Consider the following 25869-nt stretch of genomic DNA (forward strand, 5'->3'; position numbering starts at 1 on the left):
TTAGGCTGCTCGTTTTTCTTTTTTTATCTTCGTTTCGTACACATACGTATCAAGTTTCAACTTTAATTTAGAAGGAATTTGCCCACGATACAATTCTGAAATTGCTTCAATTACAAACTTCTTCTCTGTATATAAATCCTCAATACCACGATACACCTTTTCCGCAAGAGGTATTGCGATCATATTCGCAAGTACTGATCCATATAATGTCGTTAGCATCGCCACTGCCATTCCTGTACCAATTTGTGATGTATCTTGCAAATTTTGAAGCATAATGATAAGACCAATTAAAGTCCCTATCATACCCCAAGCTGGAGCGAAATCACCAATTTTATCTAATAATGTTGCCCCTTTTCTTAGCTCATACACTTCTGTTTCTATATCTTTCATTAACACTTCTTTTAATTCATCTTCATCGTAGCCACTTAACATTAAACGAATCCCCTTTTGAATAAAAGGGTTGTCTACTTGTTCTCCATCAACTTCTAAAGAAAGTAAACCGTTCTTTTTAGACTTTTTCGAAAAATCAACGAACAAATCCGTTAACTGTTCTAAATCTTCTTCTCTTCTATGTAAAACAGTAAAAATACTTTTCGTATATTTTTTTATTTCTCCAAATCGATACGCCACAACAATTGTCGCTGCCGTTCCCCCTATGACAATTAAAATAGATGGAATATCTAAGAAGTTTTTAAAAGCTTTTATTCCACCGCCACTAAGTACGATCGCCGCTATTACAATAGCGAAGCCTACTATAATGCCCATTGGACTAGAAATATCAAACTTCCTTTTTTTTCTTTCTGGTCTAGCAAATACTTGTTTTTCGTCTCCCATATTCCTGCCCTTTCCTTTTCATTTTTATAAAACATTTTTTTATTTTAATAATGCGTTTTCACATATAACGTTCATTATACGCTTATCATCTATTTATCGCAATATACTCATAAAATTGACACATTTCATTTCCATATTAGAATTATGGTATGGAAATAAGAGGAGGATCACGATGGAACATAACATTTTACAAGTCATTGCATTAGCAGAAAAACTAAAATACGAAATGCGACATAGCTGGCTTTCTAACGGACGCCAAGAAAGTGTTGCCGAACATACATGGCGCATGTCTCTAATGGCCATTTTAGTTGAGCCTTATTTAGATCAAAAAGTAAATATTGAAAAGTTACTTAAAATGGTTATTATTCACGACCTAGTCGAAGCTGAAGCTGGCGATATCCCTGCTTTTGATACAATGAATAGTCACGAATTACAATTACAAAAACAAAAAAATGAACTTGAAGCAATTTTAAATATTAAACAAACATTAAAAGGTTCTCTCGGTGAGGAATTATATAATTTATGGATGGAGTTTGAAGCGAAAGAAACGTACGAAGCAAAAGTTGCTAATGCGCTTGATAAATTGGAAGTAAAAATTCAGCATAACGAGGCTGACATTAATACGTGGCTACCAATTGAACATAAAATGACATTCCAAGTCGCAAAACATACAAACTTTGACTCTTTCCTCTCTAAATTACAAAAACTTATTGAACAAGATGGAGAAAAGAAGTTATTAGCTGCTGGCATTGACGTTGAAGCTTGTAAGAAATAATGAAATAAGACACTCTACTAGAGTGTCTTATTTCATTATTGTTGATACTGCCTGCTTGTAAATCAGCTGTTGCTTTCCATCTACTAACATTAAAACTGTAAATTTGTCTACGCCAGCAACTTCTCCGACTATTCTCACACCACTCTTTAAGAAAACTGTAACAGTACCTTTTTCTTCTTTTATTTGTTTATAAAGCTCATCTTGTAAATGTTCCAATAACGTTTCTCCCCTTTCTTTCGTTTAATATCTTAATATGAAAAACTATAAATTATTCATTTATGGACCTTATCTTTTACATTCATAAACTTATTAATTAGTATATCTAAATCTCGGCTAAATAACAAAACTTTATCATGATCCAATCCGTGTCTCGCAACAAGTTGAATTAACTCTTTCTTTTTGTTTTCTATTTTATTTTGTAATCGTCCCATCTCCATCTCTAAACTAAAACTCCCTTTTCCCATAATATTACTTGTAAAATTATAGTACATATTCCCTCATAAAAAAATATAAAAATGGTTTTTTTTACAATTTTTACGTTTTTAACATACTCTTAATCCGTAAACGCTTTATTTAGTAAGATTTCCCGCACATGTAATATAGAAAAACCTGAATCACACAGACATTTGTCTAATTCAAATACAGACTGGCTCCTTTTCCACATGAAAAACATATTGTATATAGTAGTCCATGAATTATATAAATTAATTTACAAAAAGGAGGAAAACACATGAGCTATGGTGGTAGTTGTGCTGGTTTCGGCGGTGGATTTGCTTTGCTTATCGTACTATTCATCCTTCTAATCATTATCGGATGTAGCTGCTGGGGTGGCGGCGGATACGGATATTAATCATCCTATCCTTACTAAATGAACTAAAAACTATACGAAAACAGCTCATATTTGAGCTGTTTTTTCATACTTTCGTATGAATTTATATCCCTCTTATTTCTGATTTGATTTAACAAAATATCGTTTACTATGAAATAAGAAACATTTTTACTAAGGGGGATTACAATGATTAAAGGTCTTTATGAGGCACATTTACCCGTCCGTAACTTAGAAGTATCAATACCTTTTTATGAATCACTAGGGCTAAAATTATATAAAAGAGGTGACGATATTGCTTTCTTTTGGATTAAAGAAAATGAGAGTTGGCTCGGACTTTGGGAAGGAACAGAATACAAAGTTACTTATCACCCATCTTTGCGACATATTGCCTTCCAAGTAAGCTTGCTTGATTTAGAAAATGCAATACATTGGCTAAGTCAAAAAGGAATTTCAGCAAGAAAAGACTTTGGAATGGAGCCAATTGAACCGATCGTTTTTCCAGAATTGGCACACGCCTCCGTATACTTTAACGATCCTGATGGAAATAGTTTAGAATTGATTGCACAATTACCTGTTGAACTTTCTGCAGCAGAGAACATGTATTTAAGTGAATGGAAAAGACAAGTTCAAGCATCATTAATACATGAGGATTAATCTTTTATGTCAGTTTCTTATTCCACACTGCTTAAAACAAATACAAACTTTAGAAAACTGTTTTATGGTCAAACATTAAGTGTACTGGGAGATTGGTTTCATACGGTAGCTTTATTCACATTCGTTTATAGCGTAACAGAATCTCCGTTTATGATCGCACTAACTTTTATGAGTAAAGGGTTACCTCAACTTCTTCTTAGTCCTTTTATTGGAGGGTTTGTGGATCGATTTCCAACAAAGAAGATTATGATTTCCACCGATGTTTTAAGAGGAGTTATTGTACTCACTTACTTATTAGCAACCTATAAGATTGAAATTATTTTCGTAGCTAATATATGTTTGTCGGTCCTCTCTTGCTTATTTGAGCCTGCTAAACAATCAACTCTAAAAATGATTATTAGGCAAAAACATTTAGTAACTGCAAATACACTTTCTAGTACAGTTAATGGCTTTATGTCAATTATGGGCGCCTCATTAGGTGGGATTATCGCCCAGGCTTTAAGTATAGAAATTGCTTTTATCATTAATAGCCTATCCTACTTTGTTTCCGCTTTAATCATTTATAAGTTGAATATCCCTTCTCACAAAAAATTTAACATAAAAAAGTCATTTTTTGTGGATATAAAAGATGGATACACGTACATATTACAGAAAAAAATTATATTAGCATTAATTCTTGTCGGAATTTCATGGGGGATTATTGGTGGTGCTTATCAACTTCTTTTAACAATTTATGCCGAAAGGATCTTCCATGCTAATATTGGAATTTTATATAGTGTTCAAGGATTAGGTCTTATTATTGGTAGTCTATTCGTTAATCTATATGTATGTAAAAATAAGGAGACAATGAAAAAAGCATTTGGCTTGGCGTACTTACTACAAGGATTTTTCTTTCTCGGATTCGTTCTATCCAATCAGCTTATTATCGGTATTATTACTTTACTCTGCATGCGTATCGCAGGGGGGATTATCGTCCCTTTAGACACAACCTTATTACAAATGTATACCGAAGAAAACATGATTGGTAAAGTTTTTTCATTTCATTATTCCATATATGGTTCTCTCATTCAGCTATCTATGTTTATTACAGGCTGGCTTTTAGAAACCCTTTCTCTCCAAGTAATTGGTAGCCTGTTAGCTATATGTTGTATTTTTGTTAGTTTTATATGGCTTTTCTTATTTTATCGCGGGAAGCTTAGTGAAGATCCTACTGATACTATATAGCTCACTGCTAACTTTTATTTGCTCTCATTCATTATTTTTGTATAACAATTTAATGAAATAAAATACAAGTCATTTCATTTCATTAAAAGGCCCTTTACTTGAACACCATTTGAGAAAAATCAAATATTTATGTTAAAATAAAAGTAAGATTGTGAAAGATTGCACTTATTCTATAGGCTCAAAATAGCTAAATTCGATTTTTGTAGTAATAAAATACGTATTGAATTTGATTAAATAGGGGGGCTATTTTGGAGATTACATTAATTTTCATATGCATAATATTGGTGGCTTCTGTTTTGCAAGCCAGTACAGGATTTGGCTTTTCCATAATGGCAACACCTTTCTTACTCATGTTATTTTTACCACAAGAAGCTATACAAATAAACATTATTCTATCATTAATTATTTCCATATCACTCATTTGGAAAATAAGAATGGACGTTGATTTTATTTTACTGAAACGGTTTATTTTTGGAAGTATAGCCGGTGTACCTTTTGGAATTTTAATCTTCATTTCCGTTAACATAAACACTTTTAAATTAACAATTAGCATCCTACTCTTACTATTAACATTGTTGCTACTATGTAACTTTAAGGTTAGATCAACACCATTTAGAGATTTCGTAGTTGGTGGATTATCAGGTCTTTTAACGACAAGTATCGGTATGCCAGGACCTCCCTTGTTACTTTACTTTACAGGAACTGATACTGAAAAAGAGAAGTTAAGAGCAACTACTTTAGCTTTTTATCTGTTTATATATTTCATTAGTCTACTAACTCAAATACTCTTTACTGGAACGGACATAACAATTTGGAAATCAAGTTTTTATGCAATTCCAATTGTATTTTTAGGTTTGTTTATAGGTCAAATTATTTTCAAATGGCTTAATCAACAAGTTTTTAAAATATTTACATATATCCTTTTGAGCTGTACAGGTATTTATCTTCTTATTGATAGTTTGAATTCGTTATAGAAAATGCTTTAGATTGCGCAATAACAGCTTGGTTTAAATGAAATTATTGTTGTATTTTTAAGTACGGAGCAGTATTTCACTCCACAAATCAAATAACTTTATTTTCAATTTACAAGTACTAATCCACCAATAATTCTTTCATGAGTAGATTATTTGAAAACTACAAGATCCTTTTAATATTAATTAAGCGATAAAAAGCGGCTATTATGCCGCTTTTTATTTTTATATTAAATATGGTAAAGCTAGAAGGCTACCCATTGCTATTACAAATACACTGAAGAAAATCATCCAACCTTTTTCTAAATCTGTATACTTTCCTACTTTTACTCCGCGTTTTTTTAACTCTATAATAATCATTGCAATTTCATGTGCATACGCAACACTTCCAAATTGTATATATTTATTATTATATTTAATCTCAAAGACATTTTTCATTTTTTTTATGTTGCGAAACGGATTGTATATCCTCTATTGGCACGCTATGTTCATTTGTCTTTTTAAAATAACAATCTAACCCTTTCATTATCACCCTTTTATTCGTTAAAACGATATAATAATAAAAGGTAGCTCCTGCGTATAATATATTTGGTATGACTTTACTATTTACCATACATCCTTCGTCTACTAGCAGTTCCTTCTCAATTTCTTCACCAGTTTGTAATTCGTTGCGAATTGATTCTTCTAACATTTGTACAGTTAATTTTTTTAATAGTTCTCCATTTCTTACATAATACTTATCTATATTTATAGACTCATTCGCTTCTTTCTCTAAACGTGTAATTTCTTCTTCTGAATATTGGAGCTCATTTAACATCGATAATAATCTTTTATCCATATTACACACTCCCTTTCCACAGTTTTTGAAGTTTTTTCTTTCCACGAGAGATTCGATTGTATATATAGTCAGCCGTTACTTTTAATTCTTTTGCAATATCGTCAATGGAATATCCATCAATATACCTCTTTAAAAAGATATATCGATCCTTTGTATTTAAATCTTGTACGATTTCCATAATCTCTTCTTGTTCTATTTCATACTTATCATGGATACCTGCATCTATTTCTACGTCTTTATCAATTTTATTCTCTTTATATACTTTCTTTTTATATTCCAATGCCTTTAATTTAGTAATACCAATCATCCAAGATTTTAAGTTGCCCTTTTCTATATCAAATTGTTCGATTTGAAACCAAATGATAGTAAATACATCATTATAACAATCATCCACATATTGTTTTTCAATAGGGGTACTTAATGATTTATGAATAATGTACAAAATTAATTTTCCATATTAATCAATCACTTCTTTCAAAGCATCTTGATCACGTTTTTTCATTGCTATAATTAAATCCTCTTCAGAATCGAAAATCATAAACATCTTCCTTCCTCAGTTCCCCTTTAGCAGCTGCCTTTACTTACTATTGGCATTTCATTCTCATTTTCTATCACTTTTGTAAAAATTTATTAATTTTTTATTTCTATGTATATGATAACAAATAAAATACCTAAGTTCAGAAAGTAGTATCTACAATCTGAACTTAGGTATTAACAATTAATTTATTCACTTATACTAACGTTTCATCACAAAGCTCTGTTACATTTTTAAAGTATTGCAAGTTCTCCTTCGCTTCAGCTTCATTAAATAAATTGAGTTGCTTCATTATTTCAGTAGCAAATTCAACATATGCAGACCCTACCGCTGTTATTATTTTCCCATCAACAGTTACATCTTTGTTTTGTTTATATTCCCATTCATGTAAATGTGCTAATTGTTTTTCATCTGATGTTAATGATGTTGAGAATTTCTTCTTATTCAGCACTCCTGCTGCATGTAATAAAGATGTTCCTGCACAAATACCCGCTATCCATTTATTTTGCTTATGTAATTTGTTCACAATAGATAACAATTGTTCATTTTCTAAATGATCAAAAATATGTCCGCCTGGTACGATAAACACTTCATAGTTCTCTATTTTAATTTGCTCAATAGAGACATGTGGTTGACACAAAAAACCACCTTCTCCTGTAACGTTTTTTCCATCTACAGTTGCCGTTATTATTTCAAATTCCTTACTTTTCAAAAACAAGCTCGCTATATTCACTTCAAATTCTGCAAATCCATCAAATAGAAGTATTAAAGCTTTCTTCATTTTATCTCCTCCCTCTATAGCTATTCGAACACTATCTCATTTCTCTTTTTACTCATTTTTTATTTAACCCTTTCTCACTTAAAAACTCTTTCATATGCATTCTTTTCTCTTTGGACATAAATGAGCTCATTGATTCCGTCCATGTTATGTTTTTTTGATTTGATGATCTTTCTTTGTAATATGCGCTCATCGTTTCATCATATTCGTTTAATAATTCATCATATTTCTTTTCATCATATCCATTTTCATGAAGAATTGCTGCTACCGGTAAACGTGGTTTAACTCCATGTTCTTCATCTGGCACACCGACTGTCATTCCAAACACAGGATATACTTTATCCGGTAAATGAAGCAATTCACTCACTTCTTTCGGGTTATTACGAATACCACCAATATAACAAATACCGTATCCTAATGATTCCGCTGCTAGTGCTAAGTTTTGCGCAAAAAGTGAAACATCTACCGTCGCAACGATAAAATCTTCCACCCCTTCATGCTTTATCTCTGTACCATGCTTTTCACACGCCATTTCAAGTCGCTTTAAGTCTGCACAACAAACAAAGAATGCTGCACACTCTTTCACGTGACGATTTCCGGATAGTTCTGCTAGTTTAGCCTTTAGGTCTTGATCGGTTACATATACAACAGAATAGGCCTGTACAAAATGCGAGGAAGCGGCATGCTGCGCAGCTTGAACCATTCTTTCTACTACATCTTTCGGAATGGATTCTTCTTTATATTTACGAACTGAAACGTGTTGCTCCATTTTATGTATGATCTCATTCATGAAAAACACTCCTTTTTTCTCTTCATAATGAAAAATTAACATATCTTTTTCAATATTCACAACTTATAAGCACAAAAAGAGCAATTCTTTTTGAATTGCTCTTTTTAAAATGTCTATCGATACGGTAAATGAAATTATATCAACGATAATTTAAATATATCAACGATTCCTTGCACTATATCAACGATTTTTCGAATATATCGACGATTCGACAAGAAATATCGATTTACCGACAAATAACGACGAAATTACCCCAATTTATTTCTCGTCTTATTACGCTGCTTTCAAAACTTTAATACCTTTTACGATATTCCAAATGAAGTAGTAAATTCCTACAAGAATGAATACTGCATATGTGATAGCCATCCCAATTCCCGCGCCATCAGATTGATCGAAGCCTAAACCGTATACGCCTGATACTGCTAATCCAGCAAATAAGATTGCGTACGGAAAAACATGTGACCAAAATGCTTTTTTCGCGTGATATTTCACTTCATCTTCCGCAACGAAGTACACGATAATTGGCAGTAAAAATGGTGCAAAAAAGATACTAAAGTAACATAGTGAAGATAATATATTATTTCCTTTCATCCGATTCACCTCTAAATAGTTTTTGTTATCTTTATTATGTCAGGAATCCATTCTAGAAACTATCGCTTTACCTTTCATTAAGATGACAGTTTTGTAAGATTTTCCTCAAAATAAATCCCGCCTCGAATTTCGGGCGGGATTACTTTCACTATATTCGATTCATAAACCAATATTGCGTAATGGCTAAATATTCTCGGACATTCGATGGGATGATAATTGGCTTCGGTGTTTTGGCAGGAAGCCCTTCTAATTGCAAACCTTGTTTTGCTGCTATTTTTTTCGCTCTAAACATATGGAAATCGTTTGTTACGATCATACCTTTTTTCATATTGGCTGGAATTAACGGTTTTGAGAATGTAATATTCTCATCTGTACTCGTTGATTTATCCTCCATTATAATACGGTCTTCTGCAATATTTTGTTTCATTAATCCTTGTTTCATCGCTAATGCTTCTGAAATATCTTCACATTTTCCTTGTCCGCCAGATACGATAGCAATTGTTTTCTCATGTGATTTTAAATATTCAGCTGCTTTATCAATACGATATTGTAATGAGTACGATGGTTTCGTACCATTTACTTTCGAGCCTAATACAATGATATAATCAGCATCGTCGGTAGCTTTCATATGCCCATGCTTATAAATGTTATATTGTAAAAAAACCGCGTACACGGCGCAAACCGTTATAATTGCTATAATATACTTAATTATTTTCTTCTTTCTCATATCCATATACTCCTATGTTCTTTGCTTCTTTCATCATAATATCCATTTATTCGTTTGTATACAGAAAAATTCCAAATAACCCTTATTTATCCTCTAAAAGGTAATATTTCTATTATTTTTGGGAATAGTAAGTACAACTTCGCACGAAGGAGTGTCCCTATTGCTTCTCTTTTTATGTAACGTATCATTCTTTTTTATTTTATTTTTACTATCGCTTAAGTTACTCGGTAAATCCGCATTAGCACAACTAATTCCTCATGATTTTGGAGCTATTATCTTTTTATCTTATTTAGCTTTTCAAGCCATACCAGTCGCTGGTGCTTTACAAGCATTTCTCGGTATGGTCGTTATTACATGTTTGCACTTACTTCTTACAAAATTAAGCTTACTCAACAAACTAAATCGTTTCATTCTCGGACACCCCATTATTTTAATTAAACATGGTGATATTATTTTTGAGAACTTACAAAAAAGTAGATATCCCATACCCGAATTGCTTTCTAACCTTCGCGTCGCCGGATATCCAAGTGTTCATGAAATTGAATACGCTATTTTAGAAGCGAATGGAGCCATTAGCATTTTACCAAAGCGAGAACTTGTACCATTGACTCCAAAGGATATGAATATACATGTTAAGTATGCTGGATTACCAATCGCCCTTATTGTCGATTCTCAAATTCAATACGATAACTTAAAGTTGATCCATAAAGACGAAAAGTGGTTATATAAAGAGTTAAAAGAAAAAGGCATCACAAATATTAAAAATGTGGCTTTTGCGTCTGTTCAAGAAACGGATGGGTCTTTTGCGATTAGTTTAAAAGAATGAAAAAATCCCCTTACTTGCTCAAGGGGATTTTCTTCATTATATTGCTTCTTTCTTTCCTGCCATATGTAACGGAACAGGATGTTTCATACGATTCATCGTAAATACGATAATTGCTGTCAATACTTCCGCAACCGGCATAACGAGCCAAATTCCGTTTATTCCAAATAACTTTGGCATAATCCATAACAACGGAATAATAAATAGTAACCCTCGGCTCATTATAATAAGTACTGATTTCTTCGTTTGTCGCACTGATTGGAAGTACTCTCCATACACAATGTTGTAGCCTAAAAATACGTATTGGATAAAGAACAAGCTAATACCTGTTAACGTTAACTCCAATAGTTCTGGCGATTGGACATCAAATAGACCAATGATATATTTCCCGAAGAATAATCCGACAATTATCGCAATGCCTCCGAGTACAACCGCAATCTTCACAGCAAACTGTAATCCTTCACGCAATCTTTCTGATAAATTTGCACCGTAATGGAAACTGGCGATTGGTTGTAATGCTGCTCCAACACCAAAGAATAATAGTAATGCCATCGCATGAATGCTATTCACCATTGCATAGGAAGCGACTCCTACTTCTCCTGCATATTGAACGAATGCGATGTTAAAACCAATCGTTACGATTGCTACTGTACTTTCTGCTGTAAAACTTGGGAAACCAATCACCATTATTTGTTTAACCGTATCCCATTCAAAATGGAATTTCGTCCACTTTAAAATACTACTCTTTCTAAAGAAGTGAGTTAATAATACAAGGAAACCAATTGTTGCCGAAAGAATAGTCGCTGAAGCAGCACCTGTTACACCCCATCCAAAGATGAAAATAAAGATATAGTCAAACACTATGTTTAATACAGCCGTTACAACAAGACCTGCCATTGCTAAATTAGGATTTCCATCATTTCGTATAAATGTACTTAAAATATTTTCTAACACGTATATCATTCCAAATGTTAATAACACGTGTAAATAGTCTAACGCATACGGTAAAATCACTTCATTTGCACCGAATAAGTATGCTAAATCTTCTATTCTCCATACGCAAATAGCCGCTAAAACGCCTACGATAATAACTGCTACAGTCATAGATTGCGTAAAAATAGACCTTGCTCTTTCAAGTTTATTTTCGCCTAGTGCAATCGAATATAATGTTGCTCCGCCCATTCCAATCCATAATGAAATGGAGAAGAAAATCGAAAATGCTGGAATAGCGACGTTTACTCCCGCTAAACCGTTCGCTCCAACTCCCCTACTAATCATGACCGCGTCAATCACAATATTAACTGACATTAATACCATTCCGAGAACTGCTGGTATTAAATATGAAATAAATAAACTTTTTATCGGTTTTTCTCTTAATTTTTCTGTTGCTTCCATACTAATATGCTCCTTTTTTCAACGCTCTGTTCACAGTTTAAACCTTCAAGTAACTTGAAGGTCAAGAGAGAATTTAAAAATAGGTAACTTAATTATCGTCATTGATGCCGATTTGTAATTAGTACGAGTCTTACACCTTATTTCATTGTTTTTTCATTATAGGGATTTGAATTTCCGTTACTTGCTCCTCTGGATTTTCTGTTACAGACCAATCAATTAATGCAATCTCAATCGAATCTCCGCTCACTTCATATCCCTCTTGAGAGATGTATTTCATTAACTCCTTGTATGTTTCATCTGTTTCTTCATATGGTCCATGATGATAAGCACACGCAAATATACCTGCTTTAATTTCATCTGAACTATGTACTTGAAAAGGCATATAATCCAAAAGAATAAAAACACTATTGTATGATTGAAATTCATTTTGAATTAATGCTTTTTTGGCAACCGTTACACCGATATCTCCAGAGAATAAGCTATTATCTATTTGTTTCATATTTTTCTGCAACGAATGGATATAATACTCAAACATATCATCTGTTGTATTTGGTGCAACCGCAATCGCTGTAATCTTTCGCTGCGGGATTTCTTTAACTATGATTTTTTCAGCTTTTACTTTCGTCGCTTCCTTAATTACATAAATTCTATGTTCCATTTTTGCTAAAGCATACTCAATTTCTCTTTGCTTCTTTAACATCATTTCTTGTTGCTTTTCAAGTAAATTAAGCGCATAAGATGGGTTCCGCTCATCAATATATTTCTTAATTTCCTTTAACGGAATATTTAACTGTCGTAAAAATTTAATCGTATCTAACAGTGAAAACTGATCAATTGTGTAATAACGATAATTCGTTTGCGGATCGACAATAGACGGGTGAAAAATTCCTTTTTCATCATAATACCTTAATGTAGATTCTGCGATATTATGCATTTTTGCCATTTCTCCAATTGTAAAGCGTTTGTTTATTAACATATTCCATTCTCCAATTCATTAAAAATGTTTCCTTATTTCTTCTTATTATATATTGATTCCCTCTATACCTAAATCGAATCTCATCATGAAAATCTGCTATTTTTTCATTGATTTTTTATAAATTTTATTATATATTGATTACAGGTTCAAATTACAAGTTCAAAAGAACCTGTAATAAGACCCTTTGTTTAATGGGTTTTACATATTTTCATTAGGCAAATTCCGAGAAATCGTTTAATAAAAATACAAAGTGATAAGGAGAGGATCAAATGGAATTCGAATTTTTCTTTCAAATTGCACTTATTTTATTAAGTACAAAGCTTGCTGGTGACCTTAGTGTTAGATTAGGTCAACCTTCTGTACTCGGTAAATTAATTGTCGGTATCGTTATAGGTCCAGCTGTATTAGGTTGGATTGAAAACTCAGAACTTCTAACACAATTAAGTAATGTTGGTGTTATTCTTTTAATGTTTATGGCTGGACTTGAAACAGACTTAGAAGAATTAAATGCAAATCGTAACTCTTCTTTAGCAGTTGCACTCGGAGGTATCATTCTTCCATTCGTAGGTGGTTATGTTTCCGGTCTTGTTATGGGAATGGAACAAGGGAACGCTGTATTTTTAGGATTACTTCTATGTGCGACAAGTGTTAGTATTTCCGTTCAAACACTTCGCGATTTAGGTAAGATGAAAACACGTGAAAGTACAACGATGCTTGGAGCAGCTGTATTTGATGACATTCTTGTTGTTATTTTATTAGCATTCGCAATGAGCTTCTTAGGTACAGACGATGTTAACTTAACAATGGTTATCTTGAAGAAGGTCGTATTCTTCGCTTCTATTATTTTAATCGGATGGAAAGGTGTTCCAGCGATTATGCGTTGGTTATCACCACTACGCGTATCTGAGTCTATCGTGAGCGCGGCTCTTATTATCTGTTTCTCATTCGCATATTTCGGCGAATTATTAGGAATTGCTGGTATTATCGGTGCTTTCGCAGCTGGTATCGCAATTTCTCAAACGAACTACAAACATGAAGTAGAAAAGAAAGTAGAACCGATTGCTTACGCAATGTTCGTTCCAGTATTCTTTGTTAGTATCGGTATGAATATTACATTTGATGGTATTGGTAATCAAATTTGGTTCATCTTAGCATTAACAGTTATCGCTGTCTTCACAAAACTAATCGGTTGTGGATTTGGTGCACGCATGACTGGATTTGATGCAAAGTCTTCTGCAATTATCGGTGCTGGAATGGTTTCACGTGGTGAAGTTGCACTTATCATCGCAGGAACAGGTCTTTCTTCTGGACTATTAGCACAAGATTACTTTACAGCTATCGTTATTGTCGTTATTTTAACTACAATGATTACACCACCAATGTTAAAATACACTTTTGGTGCCAAAGATAAAGCAATGAAAGCAAGTAAATAAGTTTACTATAATAAAAGGAGATTACTATTTTATAAAATAGTAATCTCCTTTTTCATTTTCTCTTTAAACAATCTCATTCGTCTTTAACCATTTTTCAAAAATAGTCCTTGCTTCTTCATCATCAATATTATCACGAAATGAATATACTTTAATGCCATAGTCATCGATATATTCACCTAGCTTCATTTCCTCCACTTTCTTATAAAAATCGTCTACCTCATAGTGCGGAATATAAGCATCCCAAACTGGTTCCTTTATTCTTTTGTACGCTGTCACTTCTAAATCATATCCATCTTCATAATATCCGATGTGATAATGTTGACTAGGGTCATATTTCTCCATTCATATCCCCTCCCTTTAAAAAACTACCATATTTCACGTAATAAACAAAAGCGAGCCTTATATTACAGCTCACTTTTGTTCTTTTATTTGATTAAATACGCTCCATCGCTGTCTTCAACGTACCAACAACGAAAGCAATTTCTTCACTTGAAATAACAAGAGGCGGCGCTAATGTTAAAACATTATTATACCCTGCTGTTGTCATACCGTTTCGTCCTATAATTAAACCTTTTTCTTTACAAGCATTTACAACAGTCGCGATTTTGTCGTTATCAATTGGTTCTTTCGTCTCTTTATCATTTACTAGTTCAATTCCTACTAATAGACCTTTCCCTCTAATATTTCCAACTAGCGGATGTTCCCCGATTTCTTCTTTTAATTGCTCTAATAAAAGTGAGCCCATTTGTGCAGAGCGTCCAATTAAATCTTCATTTTCCATAATCTCTAAGTTTTTAAGTGCTAATGCACAAGCCGCCGGGTTTCCACCAAATGTATTAATATGGCGGAAAAATTCATATTCCCCAGTTCCTTTAAATGCTTCATAAATTTCTTTTTTCACAGCTGTTGCTGATAATGGTAAGTATGCACTCGTAATACCTTTCGCCATCGTAATGATATCAGGCTTAACATCATAGTTCATAAATCCAAATGCTTTTCCTGTACGCCCGAAACCACAAATCACTTCATCACTAATGAGTAGCGCACCGTGTTTTTGACATGTTTCATGAACAGCTTTCATATAGTCTTGTGGTGGCATTAAAATACCTCCGCCTGTAATGATCGGCTCCATAATAAATGCGGCTATCGTTTCACTTAATTCCCATGTCATAACACGATCTACTTCTTTCACACACTCTACATCATAAATATTTTGTGATTCCATTTCTGGCATACGATAACAATCTGGCGGTGTTACGTGTAAAAATCCTGAGGCAAAAGGCTCATATTGATATCTACGCTGCGCTTGTCCCGTCGCTGCCATTGTCGCCATTGTATTTCCATGATATCCTCGGTAACGTGACATAAATTTATAACGATGTGGTTCACCTTTATGTGCATAGTATTGCCTTGCTATTTTAAAAGCTGTTTCATTCGCTTCTGACCCACTATTTGAGAAGAAAATAACATATTCTCCTCCAAGCCACTCATTTAACTTTTCAGCAAGCTTTATTGCTGGCTCATGTGATTGCGACATCGGAAAGTACGATAATGTTTGTAATTGTTCATAAGCGGCTTCTGCGAGTTCTTTTCTTCCGTACCCACTATTTACACACCAAAGACCACTCATACCATCTAAATATCTTTTTCCATGTATATCTTCAACCCAGCACCCTTCTGCTTTTGCCCCTACCATTGTACTACTTGGACTAAAGGGACGCATGCCGTGCCAAACATATTGCTCATCTTTTGCTAATAATTCGTCAGTTTGTTTCGTTTTCATCATTTCTTCCACCTTCCATAACAACTTATTTTTCACAAAAGCTGCGCTGGTGCCATGATGATTTAAATTTCTCCCTGCTTATTTTCATTCCACAAAATTATGACAAATCCTACTTACAACACAGTAATATTTATCCCGCATTCACGGGCAGTAAAACGCCCACCCAAAAATTCAGCTGGAGCAAAGAAGTTAGGTGGGAGATTAACTGCCCGTAAAAGCCCGATTGGTGCGGGCTAATAATCAGTGAGCATGAACCCCCCCTACTGATTAAAGTTTCACTTTATAAGAAAATGACAAAAGAAAAAGAGCTTTTCTTTTAATACGAAAAGCTCCTCTTTTTTAATGTGAAGATGCGTCGTTAATACCATGACCAGTATTCGATTTCACAAGAATTTCATCAAACTTCGCTACATCTTCTTTCTTACTAGAGAAAATAGTTCCTAAATATGCTGCTAGGAAACCAAGCGGAATCGAAATAATGCCAGGTGTCGTATATGGGAATAAGGCTTCTCCAACAAAAATAGCTTTTCCAGCTACAGGGTTCCAGACGTTTGGACTTAACGCTACAAGAACAATTGCTGATACGAGTCCAACGACCATACCAGAAATGGCACCCGTTGTATTAAAACGCTTCCAATAGATTGTAAATAATATAACTGGTAAGTTTGCACTAGCCGCGACTGCAAATGCTAATGAAACTAAAAATGCTACGTTTAAGGTTTGCGCAAATAACGCAAGTATAATAGATACTACAGCTACTCCAATCGAAGCATAACGAGCCATTGACACTTGCTCTTTTTCAGTAGACTTTCCTTTACGGATAATCTCGTTATAAAAATCATGCGCAAATGCTGATGCTGCTGTTAATACAAGTCCTGCTACTACAGCTAAAATGGTTGCAAAGGCAATGGCTGATACGAAAGCAAATAAGAAGTCCCCACCTAATGCTTTAGCTAATAAAGGTGCTGCCATATTACCAGCAGGATTTGCTTTAATAATCGCCTCATTTCCTACAAATGCTGCTGCTCCAAATCCTAAGAAAATTGTCATAATATAAAATGCGCCAATTAACCATGTCGCATACACAACAGATTGACGTGCCGTTTTTGCATCTCGCACTGTAAAAAAGCGCACAAGAATATGTGGTAATCCAGCTGTACCAAGTACTAGTCCTAAATTTAAAGAAAGTGTATCAAGACCATCTTTATACTTTACTCCTGGATTTAAAAACGAATCTTTTAATGGCGTAGCTGTTTTCATTTGAGCAAACATTTCAGTCACACTAAAATTAAATTTTGCAAAAACGATAACAGAAATAATAAATGTACCAGCCATTAGTAATACAGCTTTAACAATTTGTACCCAACTCGTAGCAGTCATACCACCAAAAATAACGTACACTGTCATTAATGTGCCAACGATTAAAACTGCTGTCGTATATTCTATTCCTAATAATAATTTAATAAGTGCACCCGCACCGACTAATTGGGCAATCATATAAAAAATTGAAATTGTCATCGTATTCAGGGCAGCAATACCGCGAACTTTTTTCGCATCAAAACGCGCTGCAATCATATCCGCCAATGTGTACTTCCCTAAATTTCTAAGCGGTTCTGCAACTAGGTATAATACGACTAAATACGCAACTAAAAATCCAATACTATAAAAAAATCCATCAAATCCAGTTAACGCTATCGCTCCAGCAATACCGAGGAATGACGCAGCAGACATATAATCCCCAGCGATGGCCAGACCATTTTGCCAACCAGTTAATCCCCCTCCAGCCGTATAAAACTCACTCGCATTTTTCGTTTTTTTCGATGCAAAATAGGTTATGACGAGCGTACCAAGAACAATAATTAAAAATAGTGCAAACGCAGTAGTATTCAAATTCAACTCCTCCCTTTTTGCATATCTTGTAGAATTTTTCGCGAAATTTCATCAAAGGATTGAGCTTTCTTACTATAAATCATACATAATGACCATGTCATAATAAATTGCGCAAAAGCAAATACCCATGCCCATGTCACATCACCGAATGCTGGTGTATTAAGCACTTTCGAATACGATGTTAAAATAGGTAGCGCAATAAAAAAACTGAAAAAGAAAATACTCATTGGAACGATAAACTTCTTCTTCGTATTTAATAACAATTGAAATTCTTCTGACTGAACAACCTCTGTATAATTCACTTCATTTTGCAACTTACGTGCTGACGTATCATCTCGTTTCATCCCCTACTCCCCTCTCCAACTCGAAATGCACTTCCCCTTCGTATACACAAAGACTAAATTTTATAAATATTCAGAAACTTATTTTCATTTTAGACAATCCATACATTCCTGCAAAGATTTTTCGGTAGACATTTTTCGTCAATTTTCTCTAAATTTTTAATATACTTTTTCACAATAAAGTGCAACTTAAATCCGTATGGGTTTCGTACACCCCACACCGATTATTAGCCCGATTCTAACAAATACCCGTACACATTTTTTCCTCGTTAAGAAAGAAGTGGTGCTTATCGCACCACTTCTTTCCTTTTCTAAATTACGAGCTGTTTCGCTTAATTCAACGTCTTTTCCATCTTTAAGCGTTCCAAATATAAAATCGAATACTGGATTTGAAACACCAAACCAAAACTTTTCGTTTTTATAATGGTTTAATATATGCTGTTTTTTTAGCCACCTTCCAAACTTAGTGACGGGACGAATCGGCTTATGTGCAATATAATGTTTCCATTCATAAACAAGGAGCATGATAATCATTCCGATTCCAAATGAAAGTGTAACGGTAACACTTTTTGTAATACCATATGATATAAGTAAATATATAGTAAAGCTAGGTACACTAAACCATACAGGCAAAAATAAAAGTTTCAAATCATCTGGGTATACGTGATGATCATAATGTAATCTTCTTAACATTTTTAATAAAAATACGTTTTTAGGCGGCTTTAAATGGAATAAAAAACGATGGGTCATATATTCGTTAAGCGTATAAAAAACAATACCAAACAGACACGCTAACATACCGATCCATGTGAAAAATTACATTTTTAAAATAATGATGAAAATAAATAAAATACTATACATAATAACAATATCATGCTGTAAAAAGAACTCTTTCCCTGCTCTCTTCATCTTACTTCCCCTTTTTCCAAAAAAACAGCCGCAACGTATCGTTACGACTATTTCTTTTCTATTCACTTTACAAATTTGCCCGCTGTTCTATTGTCGAGAAAAAATTGTTTGTTCCAAATATATTTTGCTTCGGAATAATGTGTTCTACTGCAAACACTGTTACTTCTCCCCTTTGTACCTCTCCAATAATGAGTCCAAATACTTCATGATTTACTGCAAACGTTGGTTGTTTCGTTTGTAGCAATCTGGCTGCAGTATTAAATACCGCTTCATATAATGGATCCCTATCAGTAATTTCTTTTCGGATTTTTGGTGCTAACGTAATAATAATTTCTTTTCCGTCAATAGTGGTTCGATACATAAAAATCTCCCCTTCAATCTTATGTGAACAACTGTAAAGCTTTGTATGCAAAATGGATAGAATATCCTACTAAAATAATACCTGCTCCGGCTGTTATGTAGCCAAGTGCTTTCTGTTTTAATAAAGTCCTTCCAAAATGTACAGAAAAAGCAATATTTAAATTCCATAAAATAATACCAACAATAATGCATAGACTGTACAAGAAAGCTTCTTGTTTCGTTACCTTCGTAAGCAATGAGCTAAGTGTGCTTCCATATATACCAAACCAAAAAACAAGATTTAATGGATTGGATATAGCAATTAAAAATCCTGCCATAAACGATTGTTTAAGGCCACCTACCTCTTCTTTTTTATATTCCATATTCGAGTGGGAAATTCCTTGTTTTACACTTTGAAATCCTAAATAAAATAATAAGAAAAACCCCGTGCAATACATAAGAGCTTGTACGTATGTATACATAAACACAGAAGATAAACCGAAATAAATGAGAAGCATAAACAAAACATCTGCAGTCATTCCACCAATTCCAACAACCCACGCATGCCAAAACCCGCGTTCAATTCCTCGTTTTAACATTTCAATATTAATTGGACCTACTGGTGCCGCTAATGAAATACCTAATACAATTTGCTGTATAATTGCTCCAAACATCGCTCTATCCTTTCTACTTCCTTTACTATTAAGTAATGATGTAACCTTTAAAAATAGACTAGCTTTCATAATAAAATACCCTTTTTTATCCAAAATATACAAAAGAGCCATCTAGATGATGGCTCTTATTTCTCTACCTTATGATGAAAAGGACATTTCCCTTTTATTGGCTCAATATCGTCTCCAATAAAATATTGTTTCCATTCTCGATGGTCAGGATCACCGTAATGACTAATGTTAGGATGTTTCGGCAGCTGATCCCACTTTTCAACTCGTTCACGAACCATTTGTCTTGAATACGCCCCTTTAGGACGATCACCTTCTAATCCATCGAAAATGGTACGTGGCTGAAATCCAATAACGAGTGAATTTCCTAAATGCCTAGTCTTTCTCTGTTTATAAGCCGGTGCATTCCCAAATGCAAATATCGGTTCACCACCGAATGAAAATTCCCATAAATAATGATTTGGATCTTCTGGAACTTGCTGCGGCCATGTTTGATTATCGTGTTCATGTAAATACTGTAGTACTTTCCAAAAGTAATCACGATAATATTCAAGTGATTGTTCTTCACATTCCGGTTCCACAAAAAGAAAAAATCCTCTTCTTACTATTGGACGCTCTTTCATTAATTCTAAAAAAGATAACATTGTATGTGGCAAATGACTCCAATCATTATGAGAAAGAAATGAATAACGAAGTTCATTTTTTTTCAACGCTGTTAAACCGAAATAACATGGGAAAGTTGCTTCTAACACGATGCTTGAAAAATTTTGAAATTCTTTTGCAACCCAATTCGGTATATCCGTTCTCGTTCTCATTCCTTCATTATCTAATAAGTAAGACTTATTCATTCTTTCACCTCATTATGTATAGCATTCAATAGAGAATATTACATAACCGGCCTGTCCTATACCTTTTTAAACATTTGACCAAAAAATTATTTAAAAATACAAAAAAATAAAATCGCTTACTTGACTAATTTCTACCAATTCGTGTATATTTAAATTAATCATTTAGCAGAATATTCAAGATTATAGCATTTTTAGTTTATATTATCTTTTCAAATGAATTTCACTAAATGAAAAAAGCAAATGTTTTTAGGAGGAATTGTAACATGCAAGGAAAAGTAAAATGGTTTAACAACGAAAAAGGTTTTGGATTTATCGAAATGGACGGCGCTGACGATGTATTCGTACATTTCTCTGCTATTCAAGGTGACGGCTACAAAGCTTTAGAAGAAGGTCAAGAAGTATCTTTCGATATCACTGAAGGAAACCGTGGACCTCAGGCTGCTAACGTAGTAAAACTTTAATCCAACATATGACAGGAGGTTACCTTACTTGGTAACCTCCTTTGTTATTCCTTTGTATATTTCCGTTTTACAGAGCGAAAACTATGTGAAATGCGCAATTCACAAAGGAGGCAATTACAATGGGTTCAGAAGTAAATGATTTTGAAGAAGTGAAATTCCGTGTAGAAACAGCACAAAAAATGGTAGGTTCTGCAACAATTTCAATGGATCCAGACACACTGGAGCATGCCACTACTGCAGTAGAAGCAGCTCGCTCTCAACTTGAGATTATGAAATCTGTTGCAACAGATTTAGATGAGCCATTTTTAATGAATGAGGAAAAGAAATTAAGTAAGTGCGAGCATCAATTACATGAAGCGAAGCACTAAAAAAACATCCAGAGAGTTTTCTCTGGATGTTTTTTTATGACAACTGTTCTCCATATTTTTTCAACGTTTCTCCAACTGTACATTGCCTAATACAAAATGAATGGGCATAATATTTACTATTCGTTTTCCGATTATGTTCTCGTAAAAAACATCCTTCACAATACGTTTCTAATAAGTCATTTACCTCTGTAATGAGTTGCTTTTTATCCACCTTTGCACCTCTCTATTCGGTTATTTCTTTATGACTATCAATGACTGTCCCTTCTAATGCTTGCGTTGCTAATTGATGTGCTTCTTTATTTTGTTTTCTAGATATTGGCTCACATACAAGCTTTAATTTCATTTGCTTCGCCTTTCGTTCAATTTGATCTAAGTAATGATTTAAATGCTCATCATAGCAAGGCCATTCTCCAGCCAATTGCTGCAGTACAACTTGAGAGTCTCCACGAAGCGTAACTGCTTCATACTTAATCCCTAATTCTTCGAGTATATTTATACCGTATAATAATGATGCATATTCGGCTTCATTATTATCATATATACCTTCTATATATGCGTTACGGCGAATTCGGTAGTTTGTATTTCCTTTTTTATAATACACACATATACCTACTCCAGCTTCTTTCGTCTGAAGATCATACCCACCATCAAAATAAACATGTATTTCTTGAATCTCTTCCTCCACTTGTTTACTCAGCTTCTTCATTTCTTTTAATGACCATTCTGCATCCATTTCATCGTAAAATAAAAGTTCTTTCGTTCTTCCTGTTTTCTCAAAATCCTCCGCAAATTGAAGTACTTCTTCTATGTTCATATAATCTGTCGTTAATTCCGTCTGCAATCCGCGTTTTGTTTTATATAACCAATGAATTTTATATTTCATGCTAAATTCCCCTTATATAAGAATTCTTATTTATATTTTATTATATTTTATCAAGAGTCACAGTATTATATTCAATATAATCACATACAAAAAGAGCTATCCCTATAGGAATAGCTTTTTCATCTATTACATAAATCTTTCAAATTGTACTCGCTTATTAATCCAGTACATTACAGGCATACCAATCGCCATTACTACGAATTCACCTGCTGCACATGTTAACCAAGTCCACATAAATGGTAAATCAAATGCAAGATGAAGTTCAATTGCAATCATAAACATTGTAATCGTAAAGATAACTGTATTAAAAATCATACGAGCCCAAACACCTTTAATGAATCGCATAGAAATAATCGTTGCAACTAATGCAAGAATAGATTGCCCTACTCCAAATACTAAATCATAAGCGACCATAGGTGAGAAAAAGAGATTCGTTAAAAATACACCTAATACAATTCCGTAACTTGCTTTCTTATTAAATACAACGAGATGATTAAACATCTCTGAAATACGAAACTGTACACCTGTAAAGCCAAATGGCTGAATAAGCATAGAAACAGCAATATATAATGCCGCTATAATACCATTACCGACTATTGTTCTTATATTCATGACAAAATCTCCTTAGTTTTTTTACGTGGGATGGTTTCGAACCACGTTATTCGTTTTTTAAGCAACAAGATTATATTCTACGCATTAGACACGCTTTCGTCAATAGATTCCTATCATCAACTACCTTTTTTCTTTTAGACAACGTATAATGAAACATATGAAAGATTTAGGAGGTTTCACTTCATGACAGCAACAATACAAAATGAAAAAGTGATCGTTTCCATTTCTGACAAAGGTGCAGAATTGCAAAGCGTTCGCTTAAAAGAAGATAACACAGAATATTTATGGCAAGGTGATTCTACTTATTGGGGACGTCGCGCACCAATTTTATTCCCAATTGTCGGCCGATTAGTAGATAATACATACTACGTAGACGGTAAACCATATTCTTTAACTCAACACGGTTTCGCTCGTGATCTTACGTTCTCTGTAAAAGAACAAAGTGAAACAAAAATCACTTATATCGTTACTAGTAATGAAGAAACATTAAAAAAATATCCTTACGAATTTGAACTACTCATTTCTTATGAGGTAGAAGAACAAAATATACATGTTACATATGAAGTAAACAATCCTGCTTCAAAAGAGATGTTCTTCTCAATCGGAGCGCACCCTGGATTCAACTTCCCTCTATTAGACGGCGAATCATTTACAGATTATCATCTATCGTTTAACGGTTCTGAACGCTTAGAAACAAGTGTATTAGAAGGACCTTATCTTTCAAGTAAAAAACATTTAATCGCTGAAAATACGAATGAATTGCCACTTACATACGATTTATTCAAAAATGATGCACTTATTTTTGAAAATATGAATACGAATGAAATTTCTATTCGTTCTCATAAACATAATAAATTTGTAAAAGTAGAATTTGAAGGATTTCCATTTGTCGGCGTATGGACACCAGGGGATAACGCACCTTTCTTATGTATTGAACCTTGGTATGGAATCGCTGATGAAATAAATCCAGCAAAAGATTTCAAGGAAAAAAAAGGAATTCAATCTTTACAAGCGAATGAAACATTTACATGCCGTTACAGCATCACAATCGGATAAAGTGAAACTTTAATCAGTGGGGGATATTCATCCCCACTGATTATTAGCCTTCACCAATCGGGCATTTACGGGCAGTTGATCACCCACCTAACTTCATTGTTTCAGCCGAGTTTTGAGGTGGGTGTCTTACTGCCCGTTAACGCGGGATAAGTACTCTATCCCCTACTTCAAAGAAACATTTAAGTAGGGGATAATCTTATAATTTGGAGGTTTCTCATTTTGATTGAAGTGTATATTGATGGTGCATCAAAAGGAAATCCTGGTCCTTCTGGTGCGGGAGTATTTATTAAAGGCATACAGCCACCTGTACAATTATCATTACCACTTGGAACAATGTCCAATCATGAAGCGGAATATCATGCTTTACTTGCAGCATTAAAGTATTGTACGGAGCATAATTATAACATTGTCTCTTTTCGTACAGATTCGCAACTTGTCGAGCGAGCTGTTGAAAAAGAATACGCAAAAAATAAAATGTTTGCACCACTATTAGAGGAAGCACTACAGTACATAAAAAGTTTCGATCTCTTTTTTATTAAGTGGATTCCAAGTAGTCAAAATAAAGTCGCTGATGAATTAGCTAGAAAAGCTATCTTACAAAATTAACGGGGGTATGAGTGTGAAAAAAGAGTGGATTGCTCCTCTCGCTTTATTATTTGTCTCTTTTATTTGGGGAGCTACGTTTGTTGTCGTTCAAAATGCTATGTCTTTCGTTGGTCCATTTACTTTTAATGGTCTTCGCTTTTTATTCGCTGGAATTATTTTATTATTCGTTCAAATGATTTTCTCACAAAAAACTTCGAAACAAGATATAAAGCAGAGTAGTTTTGCCGGATTAATTGTTGGATTCTTTTTATGCGTTGGCTATTTATTGCAAACATTCGGCTTACTCTATACAACTTCTTCAAAAGCAGGTTTCTTAACAGGACTAAGCATTGTTATGGTTCCAATCTTATCTTTTATCTTTTTAAAACAAAAGGCTACCATTTTCGTCGTACTCGGTATCACTGTGGCAACAGCCGGTTTATATTTATTAACAGCTGCTGATTCTTTTCAATTAAATATAGGAGATATACTTGTTCTCGGTTGCGCAATCGCATTCGCTGCCCATATTCTCATTAACGGTTTCTATTCTAAGAAAATATCACCTTTATTACTAAGCACATCCCAAGTATTAACTGTTGGTATATTTTCTTCTATTTGCGCTTTTTTATTTGAAGATTGGGAAAATTTATTTTCAATATCGCTATGGACGAATCATTCCTTTTTATTCGCCCTATTTCTAACTTCCTTATTTGCGACATCCATTGCTTTTTTCATTCAAACATCGGCTCAGAAACATACTTCTCCAACGAGAGTAGCAATTATTTTCGCAATGGAGCCCGTTTTTGCTGCATTAACAGGTGTTCTCGTTGCTAACGAACAACTTTCTATGTCTGCTATTTTCGGATGTCTATGTATTTTTCTAGGCATGATTTTTGTTGAACTACCTTCCAAAACAAAAAAAGAAGCGCAGGCCGCGTGAA

The 25869-nt window shown here is 33.9% G+C and carries 32 protein-coding genes, 2 pseudogenes and 1 riboswitch; of the genes and pseudogenes, 12 read left to right on the plus strand and 22 right to left on the minus strand.

Features of this window, described 5'->3' with window-relative positions; genetic code table 11:
- The gene (locus tag JDS95_RS06715; protein ID WP_000502107.1) at window positions 1–834 is read right to left on the minus strand and encodes a flagellar motor protein MotP; all 834 of its coding nucleotides are present in this window, start codon (window positions 832–834) and stop codon (window positions 1–3) included.
- A gap of 172 nt (window positions 835–1006) precedes the next feature.
- Here JDS95_RS06715 and JDS95_RS06720 point away from each other — a divergent pair, with 172 nt between their 5' ends.
- Window positions 1007–1609: an HD domain-containing protein gene (locus tag JDS95_RS06720; RefSeq protein WP_000400765.1), complete on the plus strand. Its 603-nt coding sequence runs from the start codon at window positions 1007–1009 to the stop codon at window positions 1607–1609.
- 27 nt (window positions 1610–1636) lie between these two features.
- Here the strand turns inward: JDS95_RS06720 and hfq are convergent, their stop codons facing one another.
- Together hfq and JDS95_RS06730 are read right to left on the minus strand one after the other, a co-directional pair.
- Window positions 1637–1825 (minus strand): RNA chaperone Hfq, encoded by a 189-nt coding sequence (gene hfq, locus JDS95_RS06725; protein WP_000400654.1) that lies wholly within the window; start codon window positions 1823–1825, stop codon window positions 1637–1639.
- Between the two features lie 56 nt (window positions 1826–1881).
- Window positions 1882–2100 (minus strand): aspartyl-phosphate phosphatase Spo0E family protein, encoded by a 219-nt coding sequence (locus JDS95_RS06730; RefSeq protein ID WP_000291696.1) that lies wholly within the window; start codon window positions 2098–2100, stop codon window positions 1882–1884.
- Between the two features lie 239 nt (window positions 2101–2339).
- Between JDS95_RS06730 and JDS95_RS06735 the strand changes: the two genes are divergently transcribed.
- The 4 genes from JDS95_RS06735 (at window position 2340) to JDS95_RS06750 (ending at window position 5290) form a co-directional block, all read left to right on the plus strand.
- Window positions 2340–2459: a YjcZ family sporulation protein gene (locus JDS95_RS06735; RefSeq protein WP_000120179.1), complete on the plus strand. Its 120-nt coding sequence runs from the start codon at window positions 2340–2342 to the stop codon at window positions 2457–2459.
- A 165-nt stretch (window positions 2460–2624) separates the two neighbouring features.
- Window positions 2625–3092 carry a VOC family protein gene (locus JDS95_RS06740; RefSeq protein WP_000589701.1) on the plus strand — a complete coding sequence of 156 codons (468 nt, stop codon included), beginning with the start codon at window positions 2625–2627 and terminating at the stop codon, window positions 3090–3092.
- A gap of 6 nt (window positions 3093–3098) precedes the next feature.
- The gene (locus tag JDS95_RS06745; protein ID WP_144467012.1) at window positions 3099–4316 is read left to right on the plus strand and encodes an MFS transporter; all 1218 of its coding nucleotides are present in this window, start codon (window positions 3099–3101) and stop codon (window positions 4314–4316) included.
- A gap of 248 nt (window positions 4317–4564) precedes the next feature.
- Complete coding sequence (locus tag JDS95_RS06750) at window positions 4565–5290, plus strand: sulfite exporter TauE/SafE family protein (protein ID WP_000406809.1); 726 nt, start codon at window positions 4565–4567, stop codon at window positions 5288–5290.
- A 222-nt stretch (window positions 5291–5512) separates the two neighbouring features.
- Here the strand turns inward: JDS95_RS06750 and JDS95_RS06755 are convergent.
- From JDS95_RS06755 to JDS95_RS06780, 6 genes and pseudogenes are all read right to left on the minus strand, one after another.
- Window positions 5513–6125 (minus strand): annotated as a pseudogene (locus JDS95_RS06755) (PH domain-containing protein).
- A 1-nt stretch (window position 6126) separates the two neighbouring features.
- Window positions 6127–6570, minus strand: coding sequence for a sigma-70 family RNA polymerase sigma factor (locus tag JDS95_RS06760; RefSeq protein ID WP_226534309.1), 444 nt, complete (start codon window positions 6568–6570; stop codon window positions 6127–6129).
- Window positions 6571–6856: 286 nt separating this feature from the next.
- A complete protein-coding gene (locus JDS95_RS06765; protein ID WP_000709471.1) occupies window positions 6857–7441 on the minus strand; it encodes a type 1 glutamine amidotransferase family protein in 585 nt (194 codons plus the stop codon).
- A 52-nt stretch (window positions 7442–7493) separates the two neighbouring features.
- Window positions 7494–8228: an oxygen-insensitive NADPH nitroreductase gene (gene nfsA, locus JDS95_RS06770; RefSeq protein ID WP_001002408.1), complete on the minus strand. Its 735-nt coding sequence runs from the start codon at window positions 8226–8228 to the stop codon at window positions 7494–7496.
- Window positions 8229–8501: 273 nt separating this feature from the next.
- Window positions 8502–8819 carry a magnetosome magnetite crystal formation protein family gene (locus JDS95_RS06775; RefSeq protein WP_000678050.1) on the minus strand — a complete coding sequence of 106 codons (318 nt, stop codon included), beginning with the start codon at window positions 8817–8819 and terminating at the stop codon, window positions 8502–8504.
- 148 nt (window positions 8820–8967) lie between these two features.
- Window positions 8968–9546 (minus strand): YdcF family protein, encoded by a 579-nt coding sequence (locus JDS95_RS06780; RefSeq protein WP_199690343.1) that lies wholly within the window; start codon window positions 9544–9546, stop codon window positions 8968–8970.
- Window positions 9547–9706: 160 nt separating this feature from the next.
- On the opposite strand from JDS95_RS06780, the gene JDS95_RS06785 reads away from it, so the two are divergent.
- The gene (locus JDS95_RS06785; RefSeq protein ID WP_199690344.1) at window positions 9707–10372 is read left to right on the plus strand and encodes a DUF421 domain-containing protein; all 666 of its coding nucleotides are present in this window, start codon (window positions 9707–9709) and stop codon (window positions 10370–10372) included.
- Between the two features lie 36 nt (window positions 10373–10408).
- Here the strand turns inward: JDS95_RS06785 and JDS95_RS06790 are convergent, their stop codons facing one another.
- Together JDS95_RS06790 and JDS95_RS06795 are read right to left on the minus strand one after the other, a co-directional pair.
- Window positions 10409–11764, minus strand: a complete 1356-nt coding sequence (locus tag JDS95_RS06790) for an MATE family efflux transporter (protein ID WP_199690345.1) — start codon at window positions 11762–11764, stop codon at window positions 10409–10411.
- Between the two features lie 142 nt (window positions 11765–11906).
- Window positions 11907–12740 (minus strand): MerR family transcriptional regulator, encoded by an 834-nt coding sequence (locus JDS95_RS06795; RefSeq protein WP_000906738.1) that lies wholly within the window; start codon window positions 12738–12740, stop codon window positions 11907–11909.
- Window positions 12741–13009: 269 nt separating this feature from the next.
- Between JDS95_RS06795 and JDS95_RS06800 the strand changes: the two genes are divergently transcribed.
- Window positions 13010–14173, plus strand: coding sequence for a cation:proton antiporter (locus tag JDS95_RS06800; RefSeq protein ID WP_000393900.1), 1164 nt, complete (start codon window positions 13010–13012; stop codon window positions 14171–14173).
- Between the two features lie 63 nt (window positions 14174–14236).
- Here the strand turns inward: JDS95_RS06800 and JDS95_RS06805 are convergent, their stop codons facing one another.
- From JDS95_RS06805 to JDS95_RS06840, 8 genes and pseudogenes are all read right to left on the minus strand, one after another.
- A complete protein-coding gene (locus JDS95_RS06805; RefSeq protein ID WP_000417075.1) occupies window positions 14237–14515 on the minus strand; it encodes a DUF3986 family protein in 279 nt (92 codons plus the stop codon).
- Between the two features lie 91 nt (window positions 14516–14606).
- Window positions 14607–15956, minus strand: a complete 1350-nt coding sequence (locus tag JDS95_RS06810) for an aspartate aminotransferase family protein (protein ID WP_000850988.1) — start codon at window positions 15954–15956, stop codon at window positions 14607–14609.
- A gap of 339 nt (window positions 15957–16295) precedes the next feature.
- Complete coding sequence (locus JDS95_RS06815; RefSeq protein ID WP_206773830.1) at window positions 16296–17846, minus strand: solute symporter family protein; 1551 nt, start codon at window positions 17844–17846, stop codon at window positions 16296–16298.
- A gap of 2 nt (window positions 17847–17848) precedes the next feature.
- Window positions 17849–18190 carry a DUF485 domain-containing protein gene (locus JDS95_RS06820; protein ID WP_000817371.1) on the minus strand — a complete coding sequence of 114 codons (342 nt, stop codon included), beginning with the start codon at window positions 18188–18190 and terminating at the stop codon, window positions 17849–17851.
- 186 nt (window positions 18191–18376) lie between these two features.
- Window positions 18377–19096 (minus strand): annotated as a pseudogene (locus JDS95_RS06825) (sterol desaturase family protein).
- Window positions 19097–19163: 67 nt separating this feature from the next.
- Window positions 19164–19457: a hypothetical protein gene (locus JDS95_RS06830; RefSeq protein WP_000286358.1), complete on the minus strand. Its 294-nt coding sequence runs from the start codon at window positions 19455–19457 to the stop codon at window positions 19164–19166.
- 19 nt (window positions 19458–19476) lie between these two features.
- Window positions 19477–20220, minus strand: a complete 744-nt coding sequence (locus JDS95_RS06835) for a LysE family transporter (protein ID WP_001196845.1) — start codon at window positions 20218–20220, stop codon at window positions 19477–19479.
- 14 nt (window positions 20221–20234) lie between these two features.
- The gene (locus JDS95_RS06840; RefSeq protein ID WP_001043780.1) at window positions 20235–20963 is read right to left on the minus strand and encodes a YqcI/YcgG family protein; all 729 of its coding nucleotides are present in this window, start codon (window positions 20961–20963) and stop codon (window positions 20235–20237) included.
- Window positions 20964–21226: 263 nt separating this feature from the next.
- Here JDS95_RS06840 and cspB point away from each other — a divergent pair, with 263 nt between their 5' ends.
- Window positions 21227–21424 carry a cold shock-like protein CspB gene (cspB, locus tag JDS95_RS06845; protein ID WP_001161728.1) on the plus strand — a complete coding sequence of 66 codons (198 nt, stop codon included), beginning with the start codon at window positions 21227–21229 and terminating at the stop codon, window positions 21422–21424.
- 119 nt (window positions 21425–21543) lie between these two features.
- A complete protein-coding gene (locus JDS95_RS06850; protein ID WP_000534393.1) occupies window positions 21544–21792 on the plus strand; it encodes a DUF2564 family protein in 249 nt (82 codons plus the stop codon).
- A gap of 34 nt (window positions 21793–21826) precedes the next feature.
- On the opposite strand, the gene JDS95_RS06855 is transcribed toward JDS95_RS06850, so the two are convergent.
- The 3 genes from JDS95_RS06855 to JDS95_RS06865 all read right to left on the minus strand — a co-directional run bounded on the left by JDS95_RS06855 (window position 21827) and on the right by JDS95_RS06865 (window position 23287).
- Window positions 21827–22003, minus strand: a complete 177-nt coding sequence (locus tag JDS95_RS06855; protein WP_000358801.1) for a zinc-finger domain-containing protein — start codon at window positions 22001–22003, stop codon at window positions 21827–21829.
- Between the two features lie 12 nt (window positions 22004–22015).
- The gene (locus JDS95_RS06860; RefSeq protein WP_199690347.1) at window positions 22016–22675 is read right to left on the minus strand and encodes a ribonuclease H family protein; all 660 of its coding nucleotides are present in this window, start codon (window positions 22673–22675) and stop codon (window positions 22016–22018) included.
- A 126-nt stretch (window positions 22676–22801) separates the two neighbouring features.
- Window positions 22802–23287, minus strand: a complete 486-nt coding sequence (locus JDS95_RS06865; protein WP_001026463.1) for a QueT transporter family protein — start codon at window positions 23285–23287, stop codon at window positions 22802–22804.
- A gap of 6 nt (window positions 23288–23293) precedes the next feature.
- Window positions 23294–23338: riboswitch (PreQ1 riboswitch) on the minus strand.
- 132 nt (window positions 23339–23470) lie between these two features.
- Between JDS95_RS06865 and JDS95_RS06870 the strand changes: the two genes are divergently transcribed.
- The 3 genes from JDS95_RS06870 (at window position 23471) to JDS95_RS06880 (ending at window position 25868) form a co-directional block, all read left to right on the plus strand.
- Window positions 23471–24343, plus strand: a complete 873-nt coding sequence (locus JDS95_RS06870; protein ID WP_000127407.1) for an aldose 1-epimerase family protein — start codon at window positions 23471–23473, stop codon at window positions 24341–24343.
- A gap of 219 nt (window positions 24344–24562) precedes the next feature.
- Entirely contained in the window at window positions 24563–24949 is a 387-nt protein-coding gene (locus JDS95_RS06875; protein ID WP_000573867.1) for a reverse transcriptase-like protein, read from the plus strand.
- Window positions 24950–24962: 13 nt separating this feature from the next.
- Entirely contained in the window at window positions 24963–25868 is a 906-nt protein-coding gene (locus JDS95_RS06880; protein ID WP_199690349.1) for a DMT family transporter, read from the plus strand.
- The last annotated feature ends 1 nt before the right edge of the window (window position 25869 follow it).

The organism is Bacillus cereus group sp. N24 (assembly GCF_016483345.1).
Lineage (GTDB): Bacteria > Bacillota > Bacilli > Bacillales > Bacillaceae_G > Bacillus_A > Bacillus_A toyonensis.